21 protein-coding genes and 1 pseudogene are annotated in these 23,468 nt (G+C 68.3%); 7 read left to right on the plus strand and 15 right to left on the minus strand.

The genetic code is table 11. From position 1 onward, the window contains the following. Positions 1 to 202: 202 nt before the first annotated feature. The 4 genes from AZE13_RS06125 to AZE13_RS06140 all read right to left on the minus strand — a co-directional run bounded on the left by AZE13_RS06125 (position 203) and on the right by AZE13_RS06140 (position 4,332). Positions 203 to 1,417 (minus strand): ALF repeat-containing protein, encoded by a 1,215-nt coding sequence (locus tag AZE13_RS06125; RefSeq protein ID WP_258527612.1) that lies wholly within the window; start codon positions 1,415 to 1,417, stop codon positions 203 to 205. 105 nt (positions 1,418 to 1,522) lie between these two features. Then, the gene (locus AZE13_RS06130; RefSeq protein ID WP_066927750.1) at positions 1,523 to 2,101 is read right to left on the minus strand and encodes an RICIN domain-containing protein; all 579 of its coding nucleotides are present in this window, start codon (positions 2,099 to 2,101) and stop codon (positions 1,523 to 1,525) included. Between the two features lie 92 nt (positions 2,102 to 2,193). Then, a complete protein-coding gene (locus tag AZE13_RS06135; RefSeq protein ID WP_079123746.1) occupies positions 2,194 to 2,748 on the minus strand; it encodes an RICIN domain-containing protein in 555 nt (184 codons plus the stop codon). A gap of 51 nt (positions 2,749 to 2,799) precedes the next feature. Beyond that, the gene (locus tag AZE13_RS06140; protein ID WP_258527613.1) at positions 2,800 to 4,332 is read right to left on the minus strand and encodes an AbfB domain-containing protein; all 1,533 of its coding nucleotides are present in this window, start codon (positions 4,330 to 4,332) and stop codon (positions 2,800 to 2,802) included. Positions 4,333 to 5,191: 859 nt separating this feature from the next. Between AZE13_RS06140 and AZE13_RS06145 the strand changes: the two genes are divergently transcribed. Both AZE13_RS06145 and AZE13_RS06150 read left to right on the plus strand, forming a co-directional pair. After that, positions 5,192 to 5,677, plus strand: a complete 486-nt coding sequence (locus AZE13_RS06145; RefSeq protein WP_066927756.1) for a hypothetical protein — start codon at positions 5,192 to 5,194, stop codon at positions 5,675 to 5,677. Between the two features lie 231 nt (positions 5,678 to 5,908). Next, complete coding sequence (locus AZE13_RS06150; protein WP_066928499.1) at positions 5,909 to 6,286, plus strand: hypothetical protein; 378 nt, start codon at positions 5,909 to 5,911, stop codon at positions 6,284 to 6,286. 9 nt (positions 6,287 to 6,295) lie between these two features. Here AZE13_RS06150 and AZE13_RS06155 read toward each other — a convergent pair. Then, positions 6,296 to 6,445: pseudogene (locus AZE13_RS06155) on the minus strand (IS5/IS1182 family transposase); the annotation flags it as partial. A gap of 426 nt (positions 6,446 to 6,871) precedes the next feature. Between AZE13_RS06155 and AZE13_RS06160 the strand changes: the two are divergent. After that, positions 6,872 to 7,822, plus strand: coding sequence for an NAD-dependent epimerase/dehydratase family protein (locus AZE13_RS06160; protein ID WP_079123747.1), 951 nt, complete (start codon positions 6,872 to 6,874; stop codon positions 7,820 to 7,822). Further along, a complete protein-coding gene (locus AZE13_RS06165) occupies positions 7,819 to 8,604 on the plus strand; it encodes a glycosyltransferase (protein ID WP_066927761.1) in 786 nt (261 codons plus the stop codon). Before AZE13_RS06160 ends, AZE13_RS06165 begins: the two co-directional genes overlap by 4 nt. 67 nt (positions 8,605 to 8,671) lie before the next feature. Here AZE13_RS06165 and AZE13_RS33715 read toward each other — a convergent pair whose 3' ends face one another. Together AZE13_RS33715 and AZE13_RS06175 are read right to left on the minus strand one after the other, a co-directional pair. Beyond that, positions 8,672 to 9,691, minus strand: coding sequence for a radical SAM protein (locus AZE13_RS33715; protein WP_309302171.1), 1,020 nt, complete (start codon positions 9,689 to 9,691; stop codon positions 8,672 to 8,674). Continuing rightward, positions 9,600 to 10,412 carry a phytanoyl-CoA dioxygenase family protein gene (locus tag AZE13_RS06175; protein ID WP_066927765.1) on the minus strand — a complete coding sequence of 271 codons (813 nt, stop codon included), beginning with the start codon at positions 10,410 to 10,412 and terminating at the stop codon, positions 9,600 to 9,602. The genes AZE13_RS33715 and AZE13_RS06175 overlap by 92 nt, the downstream gene beginning before the upstream one ends. Positions 10,413 to 10,765: 353 nt before the next feature. On the opposite strand from AZE13_RS06175, the gene AZE13_RS06180 reads away from it, so the two are divergent. Further along, the gene (locus AZE13_RS06180) at positions 10,766 to 12,001 is read left to right on the plus strand and encodes a cytochrome P450 (RefSeq protein ID WP_066927767.1); all 1,236 of its coding nucleotides are present in this window, start codon (positions 10,766 to 10,768) and stop codon (positions 11,999 to 12,001) included. Here AZE13_RS06180 and AZE13_RS06185 read toward each other — a convergent pair. Next, a complete protein-coding gene (locus tag AZE13_RS06185) occupies positions 11,986 to 12,771 on the minus strand; it encodes an aspartate/glutamate racemase family protein (protein ID WP_066927769.1) in 786 nt (261 codons plus the stop codon). The genes AZE13_RS06180 and AZE13_RS06185 overlap by 16 nt on opposite strands. Positions 12,772 to 12,928: 157 nt before the next feature. Between AZE13_RS06185 and AZE13_RS06190 the strand changes: the two genes are divergently transcribed. Beyond that, entirely contained in the window at positions 12,929 to 13,825 is an 897-nt protein-coding gene (locus tag AZE13_RS06190; protein ID WP_066927771.1) for an LLM class F420-dependent oxidoreductase, read from the plus strand. 46 nt (positions 13,826 to 13,871) lie between these two features. On the opposite strand, the gene AZE13_RS06195 is transcribed toward AZE13_RS06190, so the two are convergent. Both AZE13_RS06195 and AZE13_RS06200 read right to left on the minus strand, forming a co-directional pair. After that, positions 13,872 to 15,242, minus strand: a complete 1,371-nt coding sequence (locus tag AZE13_RS06195) for a cytochrome P450 (RefSeq protein ID WP_066927773.1) — start codon at positions 15,240 to 15,242, stop codon at positions 13,872 to 13,874. Continuing rightward, complete coding sequence (locus AZE13_RS06200) at positions 15,239 to 16,246, minus strand: methyltransferase (protein ID WP_066927775.1); 1,008 nt, start codon at positions 16,244 to 16,246, stop codon at positions 15,239 to 15,241. Before AZE13_RS06200 ends, AZE13_RS06195 begins: the two co-directional genes overlap by 4 nt. A gap of 343 nt (positions 16,247 to 16,589) precedes the next feature. Between AZE13_RS06200 and AZE13_RS06205 the strand changes: the two genes are divergently transcribed. After that, a complete protein-coding gene (locus AZE13_RS06205; RefSeq protein ID WP_066927777.1) occupies positions 16,590 to 17,702 on the plus strand; it encodes a glycine amidinotransferase in 1,113 nt (370 codons plus the stop codon). A 68-nt stretch (positions 17,703 to 17,770) separates the two neighbouring features. Here AZE13_RS06205 and AZE13_RS06210 read toward each other — a convergent pair whose 3' ends face one another. The 5 genes from AZE13_RS06210 to AZE13_RS06230 form a co-directional block, all read right to left on the minus strand. Continuing rightward, entirely contained in the window at positions 17,771 to 18,469 is a 699-nt protein-coding gene (locus AZE13_RS06210) for an SDR family oxidoreductase (protein WP_258527615.1), read from the minus strand. 115 nt (positions 18,470 to 18,584) lie between these two features. Further along, positions 18,585 to 19,802, minus strand: a complete 1,218-nt coding sequence (locus AZE13_RS06215; RefSeq protein ID WP_066927781.1) for a cytochrome P450 — start codon at positions 19,800 to 19,802, stop codon at positions 18,585 to 18,587. 156 nt (positions 19,803 to 19,958) lie between these two features. Continuing rightward, positions 19,959 to 21,422 (minus strand): hypothetical protein, encoded by a 1,464-nt coding sequence (locus tag AZE13_RS06220; protein ID WP_066927783.1) that lies wholly within the window; start codon positions 21,420 to 21,422, stop codon positions 19,959 to 19,961. Between the two features lie 48 nt (positions 21,423 to 21,470). Then, on the minus strand, positions 21,471 to 22,814 hold the full coding sequence (locus AZE13_RS06225) for a discoidin domain-containing protein (RefSeq protein WP_066927785.1): 1,344 nt from the start codon (positions 22,812 to 22,814) through the stop codon (positions 21,471 to 21,473). 135 nt (positions 22,815 to 22,949) lie between these two features. Beyond that, complete coding sequence (locus tag AZE13_RS06230; RefSeq protein ID WP_066927787.1) at positions 22,950 to 23,459, minus strand: hypothetical protein; 510 nt, start codon at positions 23,457 to 23,459, stop codon at positions 22,950 to 22,952. Between the last annotated feature and the right edge of the window lie 9 nt (positions 23,460 to 23,468).

The following is a 23,468-nucleotide window of genomic DNA, read 5'->3' on the forward strand; positions in this document are numbered from 1 at the left end:
CCCCGCCCACACGACGGCGTGGGCGCCCGGCCTTCGGCCGGAATCTACCTATCAAGGGAAACAACCCCCTCTTCGTGAACGGAAACATAAAAGCCCCCTGCCCTGCATGTGCGAGCAGGGCAGGGACAATTGACACAGCAGCAAAAGCGGGAAGAAGCAGCAGCGGCGCCGATGAGGCCCATGTATGACGGACCTTGACAGATCAGCTCGTGACGCGGCTTTCGGCATCCTGGGCCCGGTCGGACATGCCCTTCCAGAACGCCGCTTCCCGGCCGGCCTGTTGATGTTCCCTGGCCCAGGCATCCTGGTTCTTCTCAGCCGGGCCGGCGATGTTCTTCCACAGCCCGTCCGTGGTCTCCCTCGCGGCCTGGGCGATCTTCTTCCAGTTCTCCGCCTGCGCCGCAGCGGCGGCCTGCTCAGCGAGCCATGCCTGGTGCGCGGCACCGGCGTGATCGGCCACCGCCTTCCAGGCACGCCCGGCCTCGGCCCGGGCCTTGGCGGCATCGGCCGAACCCTGCACTGCCGCCTCGGCCGCCTCGGCCTTCTCGATCAGACGGGACAGTACGCGGTGCTGCCCGACGCCGGCATCCGCTACCCGCATCCGGTAACCGGCCAGGTCCAGCGCCGCACCGCTCATCCAGCCGTAGCCGAAGAACTCCGCGACATCCTCGCCACCGGCGCCGTCCCGCAGCGCCCACTGCGCCGCCACCCGCACCTGCTCGCCCGGATCATGCTCAGCAAGGGAACGTACGAAGTCCCGGTCTCTGTCGGCGATCTGCTGCCGGTGTGCGGCATCGGCCTCCCGCGCCGCCCGGTCCTTCTCCTTCGCCTGGGCATACCCGGTCTTCACAAACGCCGCCTGATCCGCCGCCGAACCCCTCAGCGCACGCTCCGCCGCCCGGCGCACCTCGGGGGAAAACTCCCTGGTATGGGTGCGCACCACCCGCTCGCAGAAGGCCTTGTTCCTCGCCCGGGTACTGCTGGCCCACTGCTTGGCGAAGTCATAGCCGCCTCCAGGGGCGAACCACTCCGCGATCGCCTCATCTCCCCGCGAACTGCGCAACGCATTCCACGCCGATACCCGAATCTCCGCCGGCAGGTACGACATCGCTATCGCCCGCACACGCTCACGCGCCTGCGTCGCCGCCGTGTCCCTGATACGCGACAGCTCATCAGATGACTGGCTGACCTGCTGGCCGGACGGCTCGTCGGCCGAGACGGCGGCCGGTTGCCTGGCCTGTGCCCATGCCGGTGCGACGGGCGCGGCAGCACCCGCGCCGGCCAGCACGCCGACCGTCAACGCCTTCGCGGCCCACCATGTACGACTCAATTCAAACTCCCTGGAGGAAAAGAAACGTCCGACAGGCCGCGTACCACCGGACGAGAAGGAAGAGAGGAACACCTGAAGCTCTCTCACCGAAAGCGGCAGTCCTCTTCTGTACGGGGACACAGCCGCGAAGACGGCCGTGTCCCCTTCAACTGCGGAACTCACCCGCCCGCGTGCGCACGACGTTGACCGGTGTCATTTGACCGGCTGGATCCGCCACAGCTGGGCATCGGTCTGATTGCAGTACCACTGCTGGGCCCGCACTCCATCCCCCTGCTGAGCGTGATCGATGTCCAGGCAACGGTCCTTGGTGTGCGCGGGGCGCAGCTGGTAGAGCCCCTTGGCCGGGTCGATGAGGAGCATCTGCCAGCGCAACTGGGGGCCGCCGCCACTGCAGTCCCACTGCTGGACGCGGGCACCGGCCTGGGTGCCGCTGTTCTCCACCTCAAGGCACTTACCGCTGCGCTCGTTACGCAGCACGTAGGAGGAGCCGACGGTGGGGATGGCGCGCCACTGCTGTGGCGTGCCATCGTTGCAGGTCCATTGCAGCGCACCGGTACCGTTGTCCGTCTTGGGATCACCGATGCCCAGACATTTGCCACTGTGAGCGGCCTGGAGCTGGACGACGTCGCCCCTCCCCGAAGCGGCGTCCCTGGCGGTCTGGACCCTGTCGGCGGAAGGGGAAGTGCCTGCTGCGTGGGCGGTGGTTGCGCCGCCGGCCAGCGCGGCAAGGCTGCCGGCCATGGCCAGCGCGGCTCGGATGGTCCGGGACATCGTGGAACTTCCGTTTCTTTTCGTTGAGAGTCACCGCTGCAACGCGGCTCGGTATCGTGTCGCGGCCGCTCAGCGATCCGCGCAGCAGGCCGTCAGGCCGTGACCGGCTTGAGCCGCCAGTGCTCGGGCGTGGTCTGGTTGCAGGTCCACTGCAGTACGTTCGCGTCGTCGTCTTTGCTGGATATGGCGATGCCCGCACAGCGGTCGTCGACGTGCGCGGGGCGCAGCTCGTAGAGCTTGTTGGTGGTATCGACCATGACCAGCCGCCAGCGCATCTGAGGGCCCTCCGAGCACCACCACTGCTGGACGTTCGCGCCGTCCCCCTTGCCGCTGTTCTCCACTTCGAGGCACTGGCCGCTGTGCAGGGCCCGCACCATGAAGGTCGCGTTGCCGGCAGGGATCAGCTCAAAGGCCTGGTTGTCCGCATCGTCGGCACAGGTCGCCTGGACGGCGTTGGCACCGTTGGCAAGGCCCCCCTTGTCGATGGTCAGGCACTTGCCGCTGTGCTCATTCTGGAACTGCACGACCGACGGGGCGGCAGCAGCGGCGCGGGGCGTGGCCTGGGCGGCGTGGGCGGCAGTCGCGCTGCCGATCAGTGCGGGGGCACCGGCACCGGCGGCGAGTGCCGCCCGCAAGGTCCAAGACATAGAGGATTTTCCGTTCTTCTCAAAGAGGGGATGCGACCGGGGCGGTGTGTGTCAGGCCGCGAGCGGGGGGAAGATCACCCAGGTGGACTCGTTCTTGAAGTCCTCGTCCTTGGTGGCACCACTGACATAAAGGCTCCCCTGGTGTGCCCGCAGCCAGTAGCCTCGCTGACCGGCCCACTCAAACGACGTCCCGAAGCCATCCCTGAGGCCCTTACGGGCGCACCAGGTGGCGGCCTTGCGGAATATTGCGCTGCCGTCGTCCGGGGAGATCCGCGCGCGGTGGCCGTCAGAGACGGTCAGGTAGTAGTGGCTCTTGCTCACCGATTCGAAGGAGTAACAGCCGCGCTGGCCGTTCAGCGCGCCTTTGATGACCCAGGTGGCGTCTTCCTTGACGGACTGTTTGCTCCCATAGTCGACTGGAGCGACAAAGGCCGCGCCTCCGTCCGCGGTGGACTGGCGGATGTACCAGGTGTACCTGCCGCCAGGGTCCTTGTTCAGCAGATTGGGGTCATACGACATGAACGACTGCCGCGCCGCCCGGTAGATGTTGTCCGGCTTGAGGAACTCGGCGACGTCCTCGTCACTGCCGGCCAGTGCCTTCTTCGCCGCCTCGACCAGGTTGGGGTACATCCCGGTCTTCGCAGCCGCCGCCTGGACCTTCAGCACCAACCTGCGGTTGGCGTCGGCGATCTTCTTGCGCTCGGCCTCGGCATCGCGCTTGTAGGCCTGCTCGGCACCGGTGTACAGGAACTGCTTCCAGTCCGCCGGATCAGAGCTGAGCACCGCGTGCTGGGCCGCGGCCAGGAGCTCGGAGCCCTTCAGGCGGGCCGGTGCACTGCGGATCAGCTCACGGATGAAGTTGTCGTCACCCAGGGCGAGCATGGCCTCGGTGGGCGTGATACCGAACAGTGCCGCGGTCTTCGTGCGGGCGGCCAGCTCCTTGCGGCGCTGCGCCTCCTCGCGGTCCTTCTCCTCCAGTTCCTTGAGCTCCTTGGCCACATCGCGGTCATGCGCCTCGCGGGCCCCGTTGGTGATGAACTCCCGCCACTGCGCCGGCCCGTCGGCCAGAGCGCGCGCGGCCGCAGCCCTGACCTCCGCACCCGCGTCCGGATGCTTCATGACCTTGCGGATAAAGTTGTCATCACTGAGCCCCAGCAGCTCCGGGGCAACCGGGATACCCACCGCGATCAGTACCTGGGTCTTGGCCTGCCGGTTCGCGCGCTCGGCAGCTGCCCTCTCCTGCTCACGCTGCTTGTCCACCTCATACGCCTGGTGGATGCCGGTGGCAATGAACCGCACATGGTCCTCGGCCACCGTGCTGGCCATGGCCTCCTCGTCGGCCAGGCGCACCGCCGTCAAACGCTCCCCGGCATCCCGGGCCTTCTCCCACAACGCGAAGATGAAGTCCCGGTCGCTGAGCAGCATCACGTCCGGGGTCGGGTCGAGGCCAACCACAGCCGCTGCGGCAACACGCTGTGGGCCAGTGGTCCCGACAGCGTCCGCCGCCACCGCGTTCGGTGTCTCAGTGACGGCAACGGCCGGTGCGGCCACGCCGGTGACAGCGGCCAACGCGGCGGCGGTCACTATCCCGCATGTGATGACCTTCCGCGTGCGCGCGAAAGTGGTGTGAGTTTTGTGCATGGTGTGTCAGGAACCCCTCTAGCCCCACACAATGGGGCGACCTGATGTGTACAGGGCGGACACGACGAAGTCTTAAGATTCCCTGAAAAACCGTCAAGCCGGATGAGTCGACACGAACCCCGGCCAACTACGCCCCAAACAGCGAAAACAAGACACCGGTCGAACCCTCCGAGGGTGCTCACAGATTCACTGTCGGCGCGGACCAGTCCCGACAGGGCGACCGACAGCTACCGGACCGCACCCCGCAAAATCAGCTGAAAAAGGAGGGCGGCGCGCCACTCTGAGTCCGCTGTGAAAACGATCACGAGCGGCGAATCCGTCCAGAGGTACAACCTTCCGACGGGTTCACACGTCGAGCGCCAGGGCCAGTGCACACCCCTGACGGCAGGCCTCCGTATCGGCCCCTCTGCCGGCTACGCGGCACAGACACCTTCCATCCAGCAGAGCAACAGCCCCGGCGCGACGCACACGCGGGCCTCCAAGAGGAGCACAGACCCTGGCACGGATACGGCCCCGATCCGGTTCCCCGGGCACGGGGCCAGGACGCCGGGGGCGCATCCCACTTGGTGTGCGGGGTACGCCCAGTCTGGTTTGGGGGCTAGGGCGTATCCGAGGGATCCGCCGAGCGTGTCCTGGGCGCATCTAGGGCTGACAGGCGTGCAGAACAAGCTCACCCACGAAGGCAGCACCTTCATCAACTTTCGGAACTACAAGTTCCAGGATTCGAGGTCGCCCGCCTTCAGGTGGGTCGATATCAAGCATCTGCGGCTCCCCGCGGAGTCGGTCGGCGATAAGGAGCTGCTTGCCGCACTCATCGGGCATCAACATCACCCTGGATGCCCCCGAACACACCCGGCTGCGCACGCTGTTGCTCAAAGCCCTCAGCAAATCCCGTATCGACGAGCAGCGCCCGACGGTGCACGCGGCGGCGGACGATCTGCTGTCGTCGGCGATGAACGCCGGGCCGGGCAGGGACATCGTGGCGGACTACGCGCAGCAGATCGTCGTGCTGCCCCTCAGCGACCTGCTCGGCGGGCCGGCCTCGGACCGGCACCACCCCCGCAACGTCTACCTGCGCGAGAGCTGGATCCTGCCCCCGCTCGACGACTGGCTCGGCAAGGTGTTCTGCCGCACCGCCTCGACGACATCATCGACCTCATGGCAGCCGGAGCAGCCCCCGCACAGGACACCGCCGCGGCCCAAGCCGCCCGCGCGCGGATCGCCGACTGTGATGCCAAGCTCGCCACCCACCGCGCCGCGCTCGAAGCCGGTGCCGCCCCTGCCCTGATCAGCCAGTGGACCGCCGAAACCCAGGCCCGCCGGGCCCGCGCCGAAGCCGAGCTGCGCACCGCCGCCAAAGGCCCGAGCGGCCGCATGTCCCGTGACGAGATCACCCGCCTCGTCCGGTCTGTCAGTGATCTTGCTGCCGTCGTCCGGCAGGCCGAACCCGAGGACAAGGCCGAGATCTACCAGCAGCTAGGGACTGTCCCTTAGATCCATCCGTGAGATCGTCGTGCTCGTGATCGAGTCCTGGGTGATCAATGACGACAGCCCTGTCCCTGTGTCGTCCGAGGTGGTGCTGGAGGCCCTCCGAGCGAGGATCGACAGGGGGCAGCGCGAGACGTGGCTAGCCAGTTCGTCCGGACGAGTGCTGGCCTTCGTGACGAATACCGAGCGCGCGATGGTGATGCTGCTCGAAGAAGAAGGCGATCCCGGCGAGCATGCCGTGGACCCGGAGGCTGAGGGATCGAGCGACGGCTTCGTCCTCTCCAACGAGCAGGACGACGAGTACCCGGATGAAGACACCGTCCCAATCGGTGAAGCGTTCAGGCTCGTGGAGCACATCGTCGGCACGGGATCCTGGCCGACGAACGCGCGATGGGTGGGCGATCGCTGACAGGGGCTGTCACCGGGCCCAGATAAGAATGGCGGCGAGGTGGAGTGCGGCGTGGTAGGCGATGGCGAGCTTGTCCGTTCGCATGGCCAGGCCGCGCCACTGCTTGAGCCGGTTGATGCATCGTTCGACCGCGTTGCGCTGCTTGTATGCCTCGGCGTTGAGCATCGGATCGCGCCGGTGCCGAACCGGACCACACCCGACCGTCTCGGCTGATCTTCTCGTCCGGCTCGCCGCCGTGGCTGTGCTCTCCACCATGGCCGTCGCGGGCGGGCATGTCACGGCGAACCGGGCGCTGGTCCGGCTCACGCTGCTCCGGCCGGGCCCGGTCGTCCCGGTTTCCGTACGAGGGCCCCGCGGCGGATTCGTGGCCGATACGCCACGTGCCCCCCTCGGCCATTCTCGGTGCGCGGTCTTCCGCATCCAACCCGGGCCGCTAGCTTGGCTTTCGGACATCAGCCTCTGACGAAAGGGTTCTGTCGTGTCCCCTGCCCCTGCCTCCTGCTTGTCAGGCACGTACGGTACGACGTCTCTGGGCATCGGTGTGACTGTCAAGGACCGGCACAACGCGCGAGCGGGCGCCCGTTGATGCGGGCCGTGGTGACCGGCGCCGCCGGGTTCATCGGCTCTCACCTCTGCGATCGACTGCTCGCCGAGGGGCATCAAGTCCTCGGTATCGACGCGCTCACCGATACCTACGACCCCGGACTCAAGATGCGGAACGTCGAGCGGCTTCGCCTGCGCCCGGCGTTCGCCTTCCTCGGCGGGGATTTGCTCCAGCTGCGGCTCGCGCCCGTGCTCGACGGCGCGGAGGTCGTCTTCCACCTGGCTGGGCAGCCCGGCGTCCGGTCCTCGTGGGGCGAGGAGTTCGCCACCTACGTCGAGCGCAACGTCCTCACCACGCAGCGCCTGCTCGAAGCCGTCCATGCCGACCCCCCGCGCAAGCTGGTGTACGCGTCCAGCTCGTCGGTCTACGGCCAGGCCCAGTCGTATCCGACAGGTGAGTCGCTCCGGCCGCTTCCCATGTCGCCGTACGGCGTGACGAAGCTCGCCGGAGAGCAGCTGTGCGAGGTGTACCGGGAGACGTTCGGTGTGCCCACCGTCGCGCTGCGGCTGTTCACGGTGTACGGGCCCCGTCAGCGCCCCGACATGGCATTCGCCCGGCTGGTACGTGCCGCGCTGCGCGGCGAGCGCTTCACGGTCTACGGCGACGGCGGTCAGACCCGTGACTTCACCTTCGTCTCCGATGTCGTGGAGGCGATGTACGGCGCCAGCCGCTCGTCCTTCACCGGGGTGGCGAACGTCGGTGGCGGCAGCCAGGTGCCGCTCAACCATGCCATCGAGGTGGTACAGGCGCTGGCGGGGCCGTTGGAGGTGGAACGCGCCGGGACGGCTCCTGGTGACGTGCGGGACACGGCAGCGGACATCACCCTCTCCGCCTCCGCCTTCGGGTACGCGCCGCGGGTGGATCTGCGCGCCGGGCTGTCGGCCATGCTCGACGAAGCCCGTTCGCGGCTGGCGGAGGAGGTACGCGTATGACCGGTCCGGTCCGCGGGAGGATCTCGTTCTGCATGACCTGCAAGGACCGGCTCTGGCAGCTCCGCGAGACCCTGCTGGAGAACCTGGAGCGGGTCGAGGCGGACGGGAATGCCGAGATCGTGCTCGTCAACTACCACTCGCAGGATGGGCTGGACGCCTGGGTCAGGGCGTACCGGACGTACATGGACCGTGGTGTGTTGCGGTATCTGCACGAGCGGACCGAACCGAACTTCCACATGTCCAAGGCGAAGAATCTCGCCCACTTCGGTGCCACCGGTGAATTCCTGGTCAACCTCGATGCGGACAACTTCATCGGTGAGACCATCCCGGCCTGGCGCGGCCAGTGGGCGCGCGAGTACGACACCCTCATTCACGGGTTCGTGCCCGAGACCGACAAGGGGCGGGTCGGTGCCCGGGACGGCCTGCCGGCCGAGGGCAATGGGACCAGCGGGCGAATCGGCCTACCGCGACGGCACTTCATGGCGCTGGGCGGCTATGACGAGGCGATGCTGCCCATGTCGCAGCAGGACGTCGACCTCATTGACCGCGCACGGGCCTACGGGCTGTCCGTCGTCCGGCTCCCCCAGGCGGGCCGGGCGTCCATCTGCAACAGCCTCCAGGAGAAGCTCCAGCACACCGGTCAGTCGCTGAGCTGGGAGGAGATGCGGCGCCGTAACCTCGAACGCCGGCGGGAGAACCTACGGCTGGGCCGGTTGGCCGTGAACCGGGGCCGGTCTGCTGTGCGTGTTCTGCTCAACTTCGCGGAGGAGATCGAACTCTGACCGGTTGCCCGGGACGGGACGGGCCTGCGGGCGGCGTGGGGTGAGGGCCTGGCCCATCGGACAGGCCCTACGTTGTCGCGTCCCCGCGACGGCGCCGGCGTGCCCACGACGTCGGTGCGGATTCGTCGGTGCCGAGCACGGTCCTCTCCGGTGTCCCGAGGGCTGTGCCACGCTCCGGATCGGCGAGCAGTTGCGGGTCGACGAGTTCTTCGCTCGTCGCGTCCTGCGCGGCCTGCCACTTCGGCCGGGCCAGCTGTGCGTGGGCACGCCGGCGGCCGACGGTGCCCAGACACCAGCGGCATGCGGCGGGGCCTTCGGAAGCGGTCAGGTAGCTGTGCAGTCGTGTGAGGAAGTCCTCTCCCTGCTGGATTCCCTGCTGGATCGGTACGCCGTCCGGTGGCAGGTGTTCGGCGTAGGGCTCGTGGAAGACCGGGACCAGTGTCACGTCCAGGCGGACCCCGTGTTCCTCGGCGCGTCGGCGCAGTCGTTCGAGAACCTCGGGGGACGGAGCCGATCCGGGATACACGGAGACCTTGAATTCGTCGACCACGGACCACAGCCGTGGTTCCGCGCGCTCCAGGAGCAGACCGTTGGTCGCCACCGCCACGTGGTCGGTGATGCCGGATGCGCGGACGGCCTCGACGATTTCGGGAAGGCGGGGGTGGAGCAGTGGTTCACCGCCGAGGATCTTCACGAAGGCGCAGGAGTACGCCGTGGCGAGGACGGTCAGGTCGCGGGCGACCTGCTCGGGGTCGGCGAACCAGGCGGGCATGACGGGCGAAAGATGGCTGCATCCGCGGCACCGCAGATTGCAGTGCAGCACCGCGTTGATCTCGCAGCCCTTGGGGTTGCGGATGCGTCGGTCGACGATCTGGTAGCCGTGCGCTGGTCGGTCTTCGCGGGGTGTCCGTCGGGTCGGCCATCGACGGTCCTCCTGCGTTGGCGGCGGGCGGGGACGTCCGAACGGGTCGGCGGGCGGTTCGCCGGCGGCCGGGTCAGAGTGCCGACCAGTCGCCGCTTTCCACGATCCGGCGCAGCGGCAGCTCGTCGTCGGATCTGGGCAGGTGGAACGCCTCCAAGCGGTCACCGGCTCCCAGGAGTTGCCGCTGTACGGGGGTGAGCCCCGCGAGCCGCTCCGGCGTGAGGTCATACGGCTCGATGGGACGGATCCAGCGGTAGGCATAGGCGTAGAACAGGGTCATCCGGATGTTCCCGGAGCGGTTGGCCCCGACCGTGTGCCAGACCCGGGAGTCGATGAGGATGGCGGAGCCGGCCGCAGCGAGGATGGGCACGGCGCCGGGCGGTTCCGGCCCGGTGGGCCTGGTGGTCTCCGGGCCGGTGTGGGTGCCGGGGATCACCAGAGGGCCTCCGTCCTCGATACCGGTGATGTCGGTGAGCGGGTAGGAGACCTTCACCGAGAGCAGGGGCAGTGGATGCGGCAGGGTGTAGGTGATGCCCTGGAGGTCGCGATGCCAGTTGAACGGGAACTCCAGGTCGTCCGGCACGGACTCGTTCCGGTCCAGGTGGGAGTGGTAGACGAAGATGTTCGGCCCGAGGGCCTGGCACACGGCCGGCAGGGTGGTCGGCAGGGCCAGCGGTTCGAGGAACGCGGGCTCCAGCTCCTGGATGGCGAACAGCATGCGCCGGCGCGGGGTGTAGTAGTCGCGGGCCCGGTCCCGGAACCGTTCGTGGGCGCGGTCCGCCGCCTCGGAGAGCCGTGCCACCTGCTCGGGCGAGAGCGCGTCCGGAATCACCTCGTAGCCCTGTTCCGCGAGGGTGGGCTTCTGTACGGTCGACGTGCTGGGCATGGCCGATCTCCCGTCCGCATCCGATGGTGCTTTTCACTGGGCGGAAAGTGACGTGACGTCGAGGTCGAGAACGTCGGATGACTCCCGTCTCACTGTAGACCTGCCATTCGGCCGGCGGCGGGCAGATAACTTCGGATGGCCGAATGTCAGCCAAGGTGACGCGATATCCGGCAAGGATTTCCACAGTACGGGGCACGACGATTGGGTCTTGTCGGGCGGGGGCAGAGGAAATTGGGGCAGAGGAAAATGACGCATCCGTACCGCAGAAGAGCCGACGTGCGACCCCGCCGGGTGTCCGGGCCATAGGGCGCATGGCTCGCGGCAGGCGGTTCGAGGGAATCCCGGAGGGCAGGGTGGCGAATTCACGCTGGCAGCACCAGGAGGAGATACCGGGGGATCGTCTGGAGGTCGATCCGGCGCTCGTGGCGAGGAACACCACGGAGCCCGTCAGCCGTATCCGGCTCCCGGACGGGCGCGCGGTGTGGCTGGTCACGGGATGGGCGGAGACCCGGCAGGTATTCACTCATCCAGCCTTCAGCCGGACCCGGGCCACCGGCCTGCGGGAGAAGGACACCGAGCCGACCTTCATGCTGGACATGGACCCGCCGCAGCAGTCCCGGATCCGCAGCCGGGCCGTCGGCGCGTTCACACACCGGCGGATCGAGCAGCTGCGTCCACGGTCCGAGCAGGTCGCTGACGCGCTGCTCGACGCGATGGCGGCAGAGGGGGAACCGGGAGACCTCGTCGGGCAGTTCGCCCAACCCCTGCCGCTGACGGTGATGTGCGACCTGCTGGGGGTGCCCGCCCAGGATCGTGCCGGGCTCCAGCCCTGGTCGGAGGTGCTGCTGTCGTTGACGGCCCACACCCAGGAAGAGATCGACGCCGCATGCGCGGGCCTGGACACCTACATGTCCGGACTACTCCGGCAGCGGCGGGCCGAGCCGACCGACGACCTGCTGTCCGCCCTGGTCCACGATCCCCGGCAGGACGGCGACGACCCCCTCTCCGACGACGAACTGGTGCACCTCGGGGTGAGCCTGCTGGTATCCGGGTTCCCGGCGACGGCCAGCCAGATCACCAACTTCAGCTACACCCTGCTCAGCCGGCCGGAGCTGTGGCGTCAGGTGCGGGACGCTCCGGAGCTCGTACCCCGCGTCGTCGAAGAGCTGCTGCGCTTCGTTCCCCTGGGGTCGGACGCGGGACTGCCCCGGGTGGCCACCGAGGACGTGGAGGTCGGTGGCCGGCTGATCCGGGCGGGCGAGACGGTCATGGTCTCCCGGCCGTCGGCCAACCGTGACCGTGCCGTCTTCCCACGCCCCGACGAGATCGTTCTCGACCGGGCGGACAACCCCCACCTGGCCTTCGGTTTCGGGATCCACCACTGCCTGGGTGTGCACCTGGCACGGCTGGAACTCCAGGTCGCCGTCGGCCGGCTGGTGGCGCGCTTCCCGGAACTGCGCCTCGCCGTCCCCGAGGATCAGCTGGAATGGCGTACTGGGCTGGTGGTACGCGGTCTGCGGAAGCTGCCGGTCGTGTGGACCACCGCCTCACCGGACCACAGCGCGGCCCGCGCTCACACGTGCCCGTAGTAGTCCCGGTGCGCCACCACCGAGTAGGCGAAGTCCAGGAGCGTTCCCCAGCTGAACACCGGCATGTCGATGTGCCGCTGGATCGCGCGGGCGAACGGCTGCACCGCTCCGCACTCCAGCACCAACGCACCCATCGCCGGGTTCTGTGCCACGAACTCCCGGGCCAGGGTGACCACTTCGTTCTCCACCACGGCGTACTCCGCGTGGCGGGCAGCGCGGTCGGGCTCGTGGTACAGCCGGACGAGGCTGGGGCAGTGCCCGGATTCGCGGATGCCGGTGACGGGGAGGTCCTCGCCCGGTGTGATGCCCACCGCCGTCAGGTGTTCCTCGGTGAGGTGGTCGCCGACGGCCACCATGAGGCCCACCGTACGGTGCGCCCCGACCACCGCCCTGGCCAGGGGGACCTGCAGCAGACTGGACGTGAACACCGGCACGTCGACGGCGTTCGCCACCTCCCGCTGGAAGTACGCGAAGTAGCCGCACTCGGCCGCAATCGCCCGGCAGCCCAGCTGCTCCAGCCGACGGGCCGAGGCGATGACGGGCTCCACACAGGCCGACTTGTCCCGCTCGTAGATCAGCTGGTCGAAGCCGATTCCGCGAACGATGTCGTACTGGATGGGAAAGGGATAAGCACTGGGATTGCGCATATCACCGGGAAATCCCGGATAAACGTCATCGACGAGCATGATGCCGACCCCCATACCGTACGCGCGGTGTTGCCTCCGTGACCACATATCGGTCAGTCCGGGATCACGACCGGGATACCACATGACGTCACCTTCCTTCGATACACGGAGGGAACGCCGGTGATCGCTGTTCGGCGTTCCGTGGTGTGGGGACAGGGAATGCGGCACGATATGCGTTTTTCGGGGAAGTCGGCAAGAAACCGGTCTGTGCCGGGCAGGACACGCCTCCTAGGCTGTTCGCATGGATTACGCCATCGCATTACCGTTCGGCGGCCCCGGGGTGGTGGACCCGGAATGGGTGAGCGAATTCGCCCGGCACGCCGAGTCGTGTGGGTATGAGTCACTGGTCGCTGCCGAGCATTCCGTCATGGTGCGCGGTACGTCGAGCGCCTATCCCTACAGCCCCACCGGGCAGTTCCCGATCGGCGCCGACGCACCGGTCCCCGACCCGCTGGAACTCCTGAGCTTCCTCGCCGGACACACCACCACGATCGGGCTGGCCACTGGTGCGCTGATCCTTCCCAACCACCACCCGGTGGTGCTGGCCAAGCGCGCGGCCACCCTCGACCGGCTCTCCCGTGGCCGGCTTCGGCTGTGCGTGGGCGTCGGCTGGCTCCGGGAGGAGATCGAGGCGTGCGGGGTGGACTTCGCCTCCCGTGGCCGGCGAGCGGCTGAGCAGGTGGAGGTGGCGCGCACGCTCTGGGGGGAGTACGGCCAGGAAGGGGCCTCGTACGACGGCGAGTTCTTCCGGTTCCGAGGAGCTGTGTGCCGTCCGCGGCCGTGGCGGCCCACGGGGATCCCGATCCACTTCGGCGGGCACAGCACTGCCGCCGCCCGCCGGGCCGGACGGTACGGCGACGGGTTCCAGCCGCTGGGAGTCGGCGAACCGGAACTGCTGCGGCTGATCACGGTCATGCGCCGGGAGGCGGAACGGTACGGGCGTGACCCCGACGCCCTGGAACTGTCGCTGTATCGCGGCCTGACGGAGCTGACGGAGGAGGAGGCCACCGCCCTGGCCTCCCTGGGCATCCACCGGATCGTCTTGCAGGTGGGCGAGGAGACGGACCTGGATCGGCTCAAGGACGGGATGTCCGCCTGCGCCGAGCGGCTGAGCCACGCACGAGCCGGCGGCGCCTGACCTGCGCCCGGCGGGCGGGCCCGGGGCGCCGCGTCCGCGCCGGCCGTCAGGCGGCCGCGCGCCGGCGGGCGGAGAGCCACACGCCGGCGCGCGGCCGGAGGTTCGCCGCCACCGTCAGCACGGGGGTGTGCCGCGGATGCGGGGTGAAGGTGTAGCGCTGGAGCGCCTGGGCCAGGATCAGTTGGCCGAGCGTCATGGAGAACTCTCGCGCCACACAGCCCCGTCGGCCGGTGCCGAACGGAATCCACGCCTGCCGGTGCCGGGAAGCCGAACGCTGCGGGGCGAACCGCTCCGGGTCGAATCGCCCGGGTGCCTCCCATACCTCCGGGTGAGCGTGGATGCGGTGGATGAACACCACCACGATGGTGCCCGCGGGCACGGCTACCCCGTCGATGACATCCTCGTGGGCGGCGCGGCGCTGCACCCAGTACGTGGGCGGACACAGTCGCAGCGCCTCCTTCAGCACCATCCGCAGATACGGCAGTGCCGCCAGGTCCTCGAATCGGGGACACCGGCCGGCCAACACCCTGTCCAGTTCGGCTACGGCGGTGTGCTGGATTTCCGGGTGCCGGGCCAGCAGGTGTAGCGCCCAACTCACCGAGATGGCCAGCGGTTCGGCGCCGAGCAACAGCGACACCGCCTCGTCCCGGAGCCCTTCCGCGTCCAGTTCCCCCTCGACCGCCGTCATGATGTCGAGGAGTTCCGGGCGGCTCCGGCTCCGGTCACGGCGGGCCACCACGTCGAGGACGACGCCCTCGATGACCTCGATCGCCTGTCGCTGCCGCCACCGCCCCGGGAAAGGCAGCCACGGGGGAACGGCGGAGGCGAGCATGCCCACCCACATGTAGTTCATTATCCGGTCGAAGGCGCGCGCCACCCGCCGCATCTCGTGGGCCATGATCGGCGCCCCGTAGAGCAACTCGGCGAGCGACGTGGTGACAGCGGAGCTCACCTGGGGCACCACGTCGATGCCTGTCGCCGTGCCGCCGGGGGCCACCGGCCAGGCATCACAGCTCAGGCTGACGAGTTGCGCCATGTGGTCCGTCATCGCCTTCAGCGCGCCTTGCCGGAACGCCGGCCCGACGAGGTCCCGCCGGCTGCGCCAGTGCGCGTCCTCCACGTCGATGGTGGACAACCCCTGGCCGGTGAGCGGCAGCAGGGTGGCCCGGAAGCCCGTGGCGCCGCCCTTGTCGCGGTAGTTCCGCGCGTTCTCGATCAGGACGTGCTGGGCGTGGCGAGGGTGGTTGAGCGCTACCAGGTCGGTGACTCCGAGGTCCAGACGGAAGATGTCACCGTGCCGCCGATGGGCTTCGGCCCAGAACGACTCCTTCCGGCGGATCAGTTCCGGCAGGCAGCCGAGGACGGGCCAGGTGCGGGCGACGGGCAGAGCCGGACGGGCCGTCGCGGCGTCCGTCATAGCGCCTTGGAACCGATCAGGATGCCGTGTGGGGTCCAGGTGGGCAGCGGTATCCGGCGCAGGTCGACGAATCCGGCGGCCCCCAGCGACGCCTCGTGCCGCGACCACGGGTAGATCATGCCGCCCTCGGCCGGCAGGCAGGCGAAGTAGACGCTGTCCAGAGCGGCGATCAGCGGGCCGTCCCCGGTGTCGTCGGACATCGAGTTGAACACCACCACCCGGCCGCCGGGTTCGAGGGCGGTATGGGCCTTGCGCAGCAGCTCGGTGTTCTCCTCGGGTGTCCAGATGACGAGTTGGTGAGCGAACAGGACGCAGTCGAAGCCGGTCGGGAAGGGGTCGGTGAAGAGGTCGTGTCCCCGTACGGTGATCCGGTCCGACAGGCCCGCCCGCCGGACGCTCTCCTCGGCCATCGGGACGGCGGCGGGTATGTCCAGGACGGTGACACGCAGGTGCGGGTTGGCCTCGGCCAGGGCGATCGCGTTGACTGCGTCCCCGCCGCCGCAGTCGAGCAGCGTACGGGCGTGTGACAGGTCGAGACGGCGCACCAGGTGCGCGTTGGCCAGCTGCGACCAGGACCGCATGTAGCGGTAGAAGACCTCTTCGAGGTGTGGGTTCCGGGCCAGCCGGCGGTAGAGCCCCGGTTCGTCACCGGGGATGCGGCGCAGTCCGACGTTGGTGTCGCGCCGGAGCGACTCGGTGAAGTCGGCCTGGCCCTCGTAGACGATGTGCTGCTCGAAGGCGACGGTGTTCACGATGTGGGTCCACTCGCCGCGCTCCATCAGTGCGCCGATCTCGTCCGTCAGGCGGCACACCGGTCCGTCGCGGTGGATGAGACCCAGCGCGGCACAGCCGAGCAGCAGCACGTCGCCGGCGCGTTCCTCCAGATCGAGGGCGGTGCGGATCTCCGTCCCGGTCAGCGGCCCCTTTTCCGCCAACAGCTCGAAGAGCCCCAGCTCGCACGCCGCGTTGAGATATTGGAATGCGGCATGCCCGAACAGGATCATGGAGAGTCTGTCCGCGCTCCAGGAACGCAGCGGATCGGGCAGAGCAGATTCGGTCTCCGGGAATTGTGTTTCGTTGACCTGATCGGCTGTCACTACGCCTCCTAGGCGGGCTGGCCGGATCGCGCTGAAGACCATCCAGGTGGACCTGCGAGAGCTTGCCTGCCGGAAGATTCACTGTCAACCAGCCCCGTTGGGCGTCAGCTGTTCTGGCCGATACTGGCGAAACGCAGACACTGCGTTTCGGCCAATACCGGCAGGCGCCATGGATTGTCCCGGCAATGGGCATGTTCACTGTTCACTCATGTTTTCACGCACTGCCCCCGTCAAGAAGGGCTGATCTGGGATGTCCGTGCACAGCTACGACGAATGGTCGCCCCTCAAAGAGGTCATCGTGGGCTCCGGCGTCCGCTATGAGGCCCACGAAGTGGAGTTGTCCTTCCGGCTCTTCTTCCACGACGTGGCCGGCCCCTTCTACTACCCCACCTACGGAGCTCCGGTGTCGGGCCGCCAGGAACTGAAGAAGCAGTATGTGGAGGAGCTCAACGAGGACGTGGAGGAGCTGGCAACAGCCCTGGCGGACTTGTCGGTCACGGTGCACCGCCCGAAAACGCTCACCCGGTCCGTCGATTTCCGGACGCCGTACTGGCAGGCCAGCTGCGTGCCCGCGCTCAACATCCGGGACCAGGCCATGGTGCTGGGAGACGAGATCATCGAAACACCGCCGCAGGTACGCGCCCGGTACTTCGAGAACGACCTCCTGAAGCCGGTCTTCTACCGGTACTTCACACAGGGTGCGAAATGGACCACTATGCCGCGCCCGGTGATGACGGACAACTCATTCGATACTTCCTATGTCTCCGGACAGAACGCCCCTGCCCTGCAGGAAATCACCGACCCGCATCCCTCGGAATTCGACGTCGGGTTCGAAATGCTGCTGGACGCGGCGCAGTGCATGAGATTCGGCCGGGACGTGATCGTGAACGTCGCGACGGAGAATCACGCGCTGGCGGTGCGCTGGCTGGAACGCCACCTCGAAGGGAAGTTCCGGTTCCACGTCATGCACCGCTTCTCGGACAACCACATCGACAGCCTCGTCCTTCCGCTGCGCCCCGGAACGTTGCTGGTGCGGAATCCACAGGTGGCCGAGAAATTACCAGCCCCGCTCCGCTCGTGGGACCGGATCTACCCGCCGGAGCCGACCGACGCCATCTTCCCGCAGTACGAGGAGGATGACATAGTCCTCACCACCCGGTACATCGACATGAACGTCTTGTCGGTGGACGAGGACACGGTGATCGCAAATTCACTCTTCCCCGACCTCATCAAGGTCCTGGAAAAGAACGGCTTCACCGTCGTCCCGGTCCGCCACCGGCACCGGCGCCTGTTCGGCGGCGGCTTCCACTGCTTCACGCTCGATACCGTCCGGGCCGGAGAGGCCGAGGACTATTTCGGCTGAGTGCCGGTTGGTCACCGCCCGGAGGGGAGGCACGACCGTCCGGCGGCCCGCCTCCCCCGCGCCATGCCTCAGCCGACCCCGCCGCAGACGTTGATGTTCTGCCCTGTCACCCACGAGGCCGACGGCCCGGCCAGCCAGGCAACGGCCTCGGCGACCTCCGCGGGCGCGCCGACCCGTCCCAGCGAGGTGAGGCCCGAGGCCCAGGCACGGTCGTGCTCGGGAAAGAGCGCAGTCTCGGTGAACCCCGGCGAGACGGCGTTCACCGTGATCCCTCGCGGCCCGAGTTCCCGCGACAGCGAACGGACGAACTGCTCCACTGCCCCCTTGCTGCCCAGGTAGAGCGGGGTGTTGGGCAGGTACAGCCGGGTCCCGACCGATGACACCGCGATGATCCGCCCACCATCCGGTAGCCGGCGGCCGGCCTCGCGCAGGGTGAGAAACGCCCCCTTGGCATTGGTGCCGAAAACCTGGTCGAAGTCCGCCTCCGTACTGGCCGTCAGCGGCTTGGTGACCACCACCGCAGCATTGGCGACGACGATGTCCACAGCGCCGAACGCGACCTCGGCCGCGTCGAACAGCCGCCGGACGTCCGCCTCGCGCGCGACGTCCGCACGCACGGCTACGGCCCGCCCACCAGTCGCCTGGACCTCGTCCACGGCCTCGTCGGCGGCGCCCCCGTCATTGACCCAGTTCACCGCCACACAGGCACCAGCAGCCGCGAGCGCGCGCACCACCGCTCGCCCGATGCCCCGCGAGCCGCCGGTCACCACCGCTGACCTGCCATCGAGGCAAGGAGGCATACGGAGCATTCCGGGCCTGTTCCCGGACGCCGAGCCAGGTCGCTGCCCGCCAGGCTCACCCCCGCCTGCCGGCCGGTCCCCGTCACCAGTCAACCGGCAACTCCTGCAAGCCGTAGACGAACTTCTCCGTGATGAAGGAAAGCTCCGACAGCGGCCGGTCCGGCCGCAGCCCGGGGAAGCGGCGGAACAACGCCGGGTAGGCCACCTGGAGTTCGAGACGTGCGAGATGTTGCCCCAGGCACTGATGAGGCCCGTGCCCGAACGTGAGGTGGCGGCGGGTCCTGGAGCGCCGGACGTCCAGCCGGTCGGGATCCTCGTACGCCTCGGGATCCCGGTTGGCCAGGTCGTTGGCGCAAATGACCGCGTCACCGGCCTTGATGACATGGCCGTGGAGGGTGATGTCGGCGACCGCCACCCGGCGCCGTCCCAGGTGTGTGACGGACAGGTACCGCAACAACTCCTCAACCGCCGCACCAACCTGCTCCCGGTTGCCGTCCCGTACGACGGCCATCTGGTCAGGGTGCAGAAGCAGCACACAGGTACCCAGCGCGATCATGCTCGTGGTCGTCTCCTGCCCGGCCGCCAACAGCAGCCTGGCCTCCCGCGCGCACTCCTCCCGCGTGGTCCGCCCGACGGCCAGGTAGTCGACCGCCAGTCGACTGAGCAGGTCGTCCCCCGGAGCGTGGAGCTTCCGCTCGACCAGGCCCCCGAGGTACTCGGTCAGCGCACGCGAGGCGTCGAGCGCGGCCTCCGGCGTGCTGCGGGTGTCCACCACCACCGCATTGGCCTCCTGGAAGAATTCCCGGTCCTCGTACGGCACCCCCAGCAGCTCGCAGATCACCTTGACCGGCACGGCCATGGCGAACGCCGCGACGAGGTCCGCCGGCGGACCGGCCTCCGCCATGGCGTCCAGCAGTCCGTCGACGATCCGCTCGATGCGCGGCCGCAACGCGACCAATCGCCGCTCGGTGAACTCCCCCATGAACTTACGGCGCCTGGCCGTGTGCTCGGGTTCGTCCATGGAGATGAAGGTGCGGTTGTGATCGCGTGTGGCGTCCTCGGCGGCGCTGACGGCCGGGTAGGAGGGCCGGGTGTCGTCCGCACTGATGCGCCTGTCCCGGAGCAGCGCCACCTGGTCCGCATGACGGGCCACCAGCCAGGCCGTGCTTCCGTTCCACAACGTGACCCGCGAGACCGGCGCCTCCTCGATCAGCCGGGCCCTCTCGGGTGGCGGGTCGAAGGGGCGGTCCGGGGCGCGACGGTTCGTCCAGGCAGACGGCGGTGGGGGTGACTTCGGCATGGTCTCCCTTCCAGGCCGGACGGTCCGGCTGGACCGTAACAGCCACCCCCGAAGCCAAAAAGAGCGCACTCCTCGGCACGCCGTTTTCCGGACACGCATGCCGGCCCCGTTCCGGGCCTCGTGGACGCCGGAGCGGGGCCACCCACAAGGACAACCTCACTGGGGCCGCTCCAGGTACCACCTCCACCGCATGTTTGCGTTCTCGATCGTCTTGAGTGAGACGTAAGCCTTCGTCGCGTTGTCCTCGTTCAGGCCCTTGCCCGCGTGGTGCTGATTCCTGATGACGACCATCGTGCCGAAGCGCAGGAGCTCGCCCTTGTCGCGCACTGCGCCCGTGGTGGTGATGTCGCCGCTGCCGGCGTTGAGGCCTGATCCGGTGATGGCGCCGTCGCTCGCGATCCCGTATTTGGTGCCGGCCTTCAGACTGGCACCCTGAACAGTTCCGCTGGTCGTGATGTTGCCGGAGCCGGTGTTGAGGCCGGAGCCGGTGATGGCTCCACTGCTCGCGATCCCGTAGCTGGTACCGGCCTTCAGGCTCGCACCCTGAACAGTTCCGCTGGTCGTGATGTTGCCGCTGCCGGCGTCGAGGCCGGAGCCGGTGATGGCTCCACTGCTCGCGATCCCGTAGCTGGTGCCCGCCTTCAGGCTCGCACCCTGAACGGCCCCACGGGACGTGATATTGCCGGAGTCGGCCTCGATCTGGACGGTTCCTGCCTCGTTGGTGATGGTGCCGTTCACGATGAGCCGGGCCATGACGGTGACATCCTCCTCAAAGGTGGTGCGGCCGTGGAGGGTGGTGGTCTTGTCGCTGCTGTCCGCGGTGAGGGTCTCGGGAACGCTGATCTTCTTGGCGGTGAGTTCCCTGGCCACGATGCTGGGTTCTTCGACGGTGACCGTGGTGGACAGGTAGTGGTGCTGGTCGAATTCCTTGGTGTCCGGGTTCAGGGTTCGCGCGTCGAGGACGAATGTGGTGGTGTCGGTGATCCCTTCGATCTGCACGCTCTGGCCGGTCACCTGCTGGGGGTCGCGGCCGCCGTAGGAGAGCCAGTACTCGGTCTCGTGCTCGCTGCCTTCCCAGCGCAGCGTCGCGGTGCCGTTGTTGGGGACCTGTGGCTGTTCGCAGGAGAAGGCGCGGAAGAAGAAGAAATCGTCCACGGCTTTGGTGATCGGCACGGTCCAGTCCTCCTCGTCGGGCTGGTTCGTCGTGGTGGAAGCGGTGAGAGTCAGTGATGCCTCGCCGGGCCGGCGGCCGACCGGGATGGCGTCGAGGATGAGGGTGAAGTGCGCGGCGTCGGTGAAGACGAATTTCCCGCCCGGGCCCGACGGCGTGCACACATAGGTGGCCCGGTCGCCGCTGGGGGTGATGTTCCAGCTCCGGCCGCTGCTGGAGTACTTGTGGTCGATGTTTCCGGGGTTGCTGGTGAGGTCGGTGTCGGTGTCACCCACGGGGAGGGTGACGGTGATCCGGGTGCATTCGACATCCGGGAGGCCTGCTGTCTTGGTGAACCGGAGCCGGATGACGCCGAGTTTGGTCTTGCTGGCGGTGGAGACCTCTAGGGGGGCGGGGTCGTCGGGTACGGCTTCCAGCAGCCGGTCTGCGGTGATACTGCGGGAGTTCATGGGGACTCCTGAGGCGAGTCGGCGTGGCGCGCGGACGTGCGGGGCCGGTCAGGCGATGACGGTGACGTCTCCTTCGGCGCAGGTGGTGAGCGCCTGCGTGCCGGCGTCGTCGCTTCGGGCGAGGAAGGTGTCGGTACCGTCTTCCCGGACCGCGATCCGGCCGGTGGCGGTGAGGCTTGTGGCCTCGATGTCGGGGTCGGTGACGGTCACGGTGGTGGACTGGTAGTGGTGGACGGTCTGGGCTGACGAGTTGGTCGTCTGCGCGTCCAGGACGAACGTGGTCGTACGGCTGAGCCCGGTGAAGCCGGGCAGGTCGGCTGTGTCGAAGCTGCAGTCCCGGCCGGCGGGAACGCCGATCCGCTCGGTCCGGTCGTCCCAGGAGAGGTGGTACTCGGTGTTCTCCGGGCTGCCCGTCCAGTGCAGGGTGACGTGGTCGCCGTTGCCGACGCGGGTCTGCTCACCGGAGAAGTTCTCGAAGACGAAGGCGCTGTCGGCCTTCTCGAACCCGTCCAGGCTTGTGGTGTGGTGGTCCTCGTCGCCGTCGGCGATCACTGTCTGCGTGATCCCGAGGGCGGCTGCGCCGGGTGTCCGGTTGACCGGGATGTTGGACAGGATCAGGGTGAAGTCGCGGGAGTCGTCGAAGACCGCCTCCCCCTCGTCCGGGGTGCACACGAACGTCACGGTGTCGTCGTCGGCGCGCGTCTGAGCGCCCTGGTTGGTCAGGAAGCGCCTGACGATGGCGAAGCCCTCGTTCGACGGATCGACGACGGTGAGGATGCGCAGAAAGCGGGCGCGCAGTGGCGGATCGAAGACGCGCTCGATGCGCGAGGTGTCCTGGACGGGGTCCGTGTCGAGGTTGTTCCAGGTCAGTCCGTCCATGGACGACTGCAGACGCAGCATCTGGACCTTGTAGCGGTGGTCGATCCCGGTCCCGATGTCCAGGTTGACGATGTCCTGGGCGACCCCGTAATCGACGACCAGGGCGGAGTCCTTCGGGACCGGACCGCCGGTTTTGTAGTAGAGGTCGTCCCGGGGGTCGAAGATGTTGGCGAACTCGTGGCCGGTGGCCTCACCCCATGCGGGAGCGGCCGGCGTGGCGGCGGCGGGCAGCCGGAGGACGGACCATGTCGCGCCGGTGCTGTCACGCGGGTAGTCGTCGATGAGCATGTAGTCGGCGCGCGGTTCGTCGTTGACCAGGTCCCCGGCCGCGTCCCCGCGGGGCAGCGACACGCTGATCCCCGTGCAGGTCACGTCCGGGGCCGCGGCGGGTTTGGTGAAGGTCAGGAAGATGCTGCCGCGCTGGACCTCGGCGGGCGTGGAGACGGTGAAGCGGGTGGGCGGGGTGGTCTGTGAAGTGACCGACAGCGGTGCGTCGGAGGTGGTGGGGTGCACAGTGGGTTGTCCTCCCGGGCGGATGTGTCCGGACTCTGGGAATCGCGGCAGTCAGGATCGGTCGACGGCAGGAAGGCACACGGCAGCAAGGCGGACGGCAGGCACCAACTCGTGGCGGTGCCGCATCCGGACGGGTCAGGACGGGCCGTCGGCCGCCCGCTGAAGGGTCAGTGGCAGGTCGGTGCGGCGGCGGGTGTACGTCCCGGAGCCGGTGGTGGTGTCGTCGGTGATGTGCAGGGTGACGGTGCCGGGTGAGCCGGTCAGCGGGATGCGGTCGAGGATGAGGGTGAACGTCGCGGTGTCGTCGAAGACGGCTTCGTGGCGGGGGTTCTCCGGGGTGCAGATGAAGACGGTTCGGTCGGTGTGGGAAGTGCTCTTGCGGATGTGCCAGGTACGGCCGCGCGGGGCGGCATACGTGGCGTCGATGTGGTCGGGCCGGTTGGTGAGGGCCTCGGGCGCCTTGCCGGTCGGGACCTCGACGGTGACGCCGCGGCAGACGGCGTTCGTCTTGGCGGCTTCGCGGTCGCGGGTGACCGTGATCTCCAGCCGGCCCTGGTGGGGACGGCCGGGGGCGGCCCGGGTCAGTACGGGCGGGAACGTGGTCAGCGTGTAGCGCAGGGGTGCCGTGACGGCGGGCTCGGTCATGCGGTGACA

The organism is Streptomyces sp. NBRC 110611, from assembly GCF_001590865.1.
In the GTDB taxonomy this organism is placed as follows: domain Bacteria; phylum Actinomycetota; class Actinomycetes; order Streptomycetales; family Streptomycetaceae; genus Streptomyces.

Excerpts from the sequence above, each read along its gene's own strand:
- AZE13_RS06130 (WP_066927750.1), bottom strand. The coding sequence starts at position 2,101 with ATGTCCCGGACCATCCGAGCCGCGCTGGCCATGGCCGGCAGCCTTGCC.
- AZE13_RS06135 (WP_079123746.1), bottom strand. The coding sequence starts at position 2,748 with ATGTCTTGGACCTTGCGGGCGGCACTCGCCGCCGGTGCCGGTGCCCCC.
- AZE13_RS06160 (WP_079123747.1), top strand. The coding sequence starts at position 6,872 with ATGCGGGCCGTGGTGACCGGCGCCGCCGGGTTCATCGGCTCTCACCTC.
- AZE13_RS06165 (WP_066927761.1), top strand. The coding sequence starts at position 7,819 with ATGACCGGTCCGGTCCGCGGGAGGATCTCGTTCTGCATGACCTGCAAG.
- AZE13_RS06175 (WP_066927765.1), bottom strand. The coding sequence starts at position 10,412 with ATGCCCAGCACGTCGACCGTACAGAAGCCCACCCTCGCGGAACAGGGC.
- AZE13_RS06185 (WP_066927769.1), bottom strand. The coding sequence starts at position 12,771 with ATGTGGTATCCCGGTCGTGATCCCGGACTGACCGATATGTGGTCACGG.
- AZE13_RS06190 (WP_066927771.1), top strand. The coding sequence starts at position 12,929 with ATGGATTACGCCATCGCATTACCGTTCGGCGGCCCCGGGGTGGTGGAC.
- AZE13_RS06195 (WP_066927773.1), bottom strand. The coding sequence starts at position 15,242 with ATGACGGACGCCGCGACGGCCCGTCCGGCTCTGCCCGTCGCCCGCACC.
- AZE13_RS06200 (WP_066927775.1), bottom strand. The coding sequence starts at position 16,246 with ATGATCCTGTTCGGGCATGCCGCATTCCAATATCTCAACGCGGCGTGC.
- AZE13_RS06205 (WP_066927777.1), top strand. The coding sequence starts at position 16,590 with ATGTCCGTGCACAGCTACGACGAATGGTCGCCCCTCAAAGAGGTCATC.
- AZE13_RS06215 (WP_066927781.1), bottom strand. The coding sequence starts at position 19,802 with ATGCCGAAGTCACCCCCACCGCCGTCTGCCTGGACGAACCGTCGCGCC.
- AZE13_RS06220 (WP_066927783.1), bottom strand. The coding sequence starts at position 21,422 with ATGAACTCCCGCAGTATCACCGCAGACCGGCTGCTGGAAGCCGTACCC.
- AZE13_RS06230 (WP_066927787.1), bottom strand. The coding sequence starts at position 23,459 with ATGACCGAGCCCGCCGTCACGGCACCCCTGCGCTACACGCTGACCACG.